Genomic DNA, 1718 nt, shown 5'->3' on the forward strand with positions numbered 1-1718 from the left:
TTCAAGGTGTCCCGCGCCTTCAGCCACATGGGGCCGGTCTCGACTTCGGACTTCACAATAGGAATACCGCCTTCGCCGAGACCGGTGCCGTGCAGGTTGAGCCTGGCAATCCCGAGGCGCTTTCCGACTCTTGCGGTCTCCAGGGCGGACTTCAAGAGCATGTCGGCGCCCTCGTCGTCGGCGAGCCTTCCTTCGAGGTAGCCGTTCATAATCGTGAAGGTCGCCCCCGACTTCTCGAGCGCTGCGAGGTCATGGTCCGGCCAATTCCACAATCCGACGCCGAAACCCATCTCATGCAGACGTGCGACGCGCCAAGCCATCGGACGATCAAGCCAAAGCATCTCGGCGCAGGCGGCCAACTGGAAGGGTTGGCTCATGACGGCTCAAACCTCGACCATGACGCGGCCGTTCTCGACCTTCGTCTTGTAAGTTTTGAGGTTCTCGCAGGCCGGGGGCGTCTCTACTTCGCCAGTCGTGAAGTCGAAAACGGAAGCGTGCTTGGGGCATTCCACCGTATTCGCCATGACGAGGCCGTCAGCGAGGTGAATCTTCTCGTGCGTGCAAAGCCCGTCTGTGCAGTAGTATTCATCCGCGTCGTTGCGGAAGATCGCGAAGGTACGGCCGCCATTCTCGAAGCGCTTGGCTTCCTCGGCTTCGATCTCATCAGCGGCACAAGCGTCAACCCAGGGCATTGAGTCTCTCCTCAGATATCTTGCGGTTTGAAGTCTGCGGGAGCTGACGGCATCACGCTCTGGAGGAGCGCGACGGATTTTTCGAGCCCCTCCAGCGAGTTCAGAAGTACGTCCTCGTGCTCGATGGAAAGCCAGCCGTCGTAGCCAGCCATCTTGAGCCGATAACAGAATTGCCGCCACCACTCCTCACCATGGCCGAACCCGAGCGTGATGTAGCTCCACGAGCGGGCCGGAATGTCCATTAGGTTGCCATTCTCAAGCAGCGAGGTCGTTGCCTGGACTGGCCGGTTCAGCATCGTGTCCTTGGCATGGACATGATAAACGGCCGCGCCCAGCGCTTCGGCAGCAGCGAGGGGATCAGCACCCATCCAGAACAGGTGCGACGGGTCCAGATTGGCGCCCACGACAGGTCCTACCGCTGCTCGAAGCTTCAGGAGCGAGGGCACGTTGTACACGCACTGATTGCCATGCAGCTCGAGCGCAATGCGGTCGACGCCGTTTTCTTTCGCCAGCGCCACGATCTCGGTCCAGAACGGGATCAGCTTTTCTTCCCATTGATATTTAAGGATGGTCTGCGTTTCCGGCGGCCAGGACGAGACGACCCAGTTCGGCATGCTGTCGCTAGCGCTGCCAGCCGGCAGACCGCTCATGGTGCAGACGGTGCGAATGCCCATCTCGCCGGCGACGCGGATCGTGTCTTTCAACCCTTGGCCTTGGGCCGGATCGGTTGGGTGCAGCGGATTGCCGTTTGCGTTGAGGCTTGTGATCTCCAGGCCGCGTTCCTCGAAGGCTGCAGCAATCCGCTTCTGCGCTTCCCTGTTGCCCAGCATGGACGAAAGCCGGAAATGCGGGGCGGTCGACCAGCCGCAAGTGTTCACCTCGATGCCGGATACCCCCATGCGCTGGGCATGATTAAGCACCGCGTCGAACGGCAGATTGCCGAGACTGTCTGAAACGAAACCCAGCTTCACGCGTAGAACTCCGGCTTTGCAATCATCTGGACAGGCGTACGACGGGCTTCCTTCA

At 60.4% G+C, this 1718-nt stretch carries 2 protein-coding genes and 1 pseudogene; all 3 read right to left on the bottom strand.

The window, feature by feature from the left end; genetic code table 11:
- Positions 1 to 377, bottom strand: a pseudogene (locus NKJ08_RS38620) (hydroxypyruvate isomerase); the annotation flags it as partial.
- A 6-nt stretch (positions 378 to 383) separates the two neighbouring features.
- A complete protein-coding gene (locus tag NKJ08_RS38625) occupies positions 384 to 692 on the bottom strand; it encodes a MocE family 2Fe-2S type ferredoxin (RefSeq protein WP_352532710.1) in 309 nt (102 codons plus the stop codon).
- A gap of 11 nt (positions 693 to 703) precedes the next feature.
- Entirely contained in the window at positions 704 to 1663 is a 960-nt protein-coding gene (locus tag NKJ08_RS38630; RefSeq protein WP_352786385.1) for a sugar phosphate isomerase/epimerase family protein, read from the bottom strand.
- Positions 1664 to 1718 lie beyond the last annotated feature (55 nt).

It is taken from the genome of Mesorhizobium sp. M0244 (genome assembly GCF_040321795.1).
Taxonomy (GTDB): domain Bacteria; phylum Pseudomonadota; class Alphaproteobacteria; order Rhizobiales; family Rhizobiaceae; genus Mesorhizobium.